Annotated in this window: 1 protein-coding gene; it reads left to right on the top strand. The window is 46.0% G+C overall.

The window, feature by feature from the left end:
* Window positions 1-1,306, top strand: a 1,306-nt coding sequence (locus PX484_RS12320; protein ID WP_288104056.1) for an NADPH-dependent assimilatory sulfite reductase hemoprotein subunit, incomplete at its 5' end; no start/stop codon positions are given.
* Between the last annotated feature and the right edge of the window lie 76 nt (window positions 1,307-1,382).

Genomic DNA, 1,382 nt, shown 5'->3' with positions numbered 1-1,382 from the left:
CAAAAACGATCCCATCGAACCGATCTACGGTCAACATTATATGCCCCGTAAGTTCAAGATCGGTGTCACCGTGCCGGGAGACAACTCCATCGATATCTACACCAATGACCTCGGTTTGGTGGTGATTACCGACGCAAACGGTCAATTACAGGGTTTTAACATCCTTGCGGGGGGTGGACTGGGAAGGACCCACAATAAGGAGGAAACTTTCCCCAGAATGGCCGATCCGATCGGTTATGTGGACAAAGAAGATGTGTACGATCTGGTAAAAGCGATCGTAGCAACCCAAAGGGATTACGGCGATCGCGGAGATCGTCGTCATGCGAGAATGAAATATATCCTCGAAGAATGGGGAGTAGAGAAATTCCGCAGCACTGTTGAGAGTTATTTCGGCCAAAAAATTGCCCCCTACCAACCCCTCCCCGATTGGGAATATCAAGACTTTTTGGGATGGAATGAACAGGGAGACGGAAAATTATTTTTTGGTCTTTCTGTGGAAAATGGCCGGGTCAAAAATGAAGGCAGTTTTCAGCTAAAAACCGCCTTAAAAGTGATTATCGAGCGTTTTCAGTTACCCATGCGCTTGACGGCTAACCATAATATCATTCTCTACGAAATTGAACCCCAGGATCAGCAAGCGATCGAGGCGATCCTGAAAGAACACGGAATTATCACCAATCCCGCCGAAATTGACCCTTTAACCCGTTATGCCATGGCCTGTCCCGCTTGGCCCACCTGTGGATTAGCGATTACTGAGTCAGAAAGAATTTTACCCAGCGTGATTGAACGCATTCGCACTCTGCTTAATCGCTTAGGATTAAGCAAAGAGGAATTTGTCATCCGCATGACAGGATGTCCTAATGGCTGCGCGCGTCCCTATATGGCAGAATTAGGATTTGTGGGTAGCGCTCCCAATTCCTACCAACTCTGGTTAGGGGGAACAGCCGATCAAACTCGACTAGCGCGCCCCTATTTGGATAAAATGGCGATCGATGATCTAGAAAAGGTCTTAGAACCGATTTTCGTTTACTTCCAACAGGATCAACAAAATAACGAAACCTTCGGAGAATTCTGTCATCGAGTCAATTTCCCTGCTTTACAAGCATTTTCAGCCACCTACACACCTAAAATGACCGAAACTACTACCACTGAATCAAAACCCAAACGCGTGCGTAAAAATCAAAACCGTGTCAGCGTCCCCGATGATATGTTTGTCCGTCTCAAGGAAGCTTCGGAAACGGAAAAACGGCCGATGAATCAAATCATCAATGAGGCGCTAGAGGCCTATTTCAGCCAAAAATCCTAATCAGTTATCAAGGTGGGACTTAACCCACCTTTTTTTAATTAGTATATTCATAGGGTCGGTCTGTCGAAAAAATCAT

The sequence above is a fragment of the Microcystis sp. M49636_WE2 genome (assembly GCF_030065375.1).
Taxonomy (GTDB): Bacteria; Cyanobacteriota; Cyanobacteriia; order Cyanobacteriales; family Microcystaceae; genus Microcystis; species Microcystis aeruginosa_C.
Note: the sequence above shows the minus strand (reverse complement) of the source record. Positions and strands in the feature narration are given on the sequence as shown.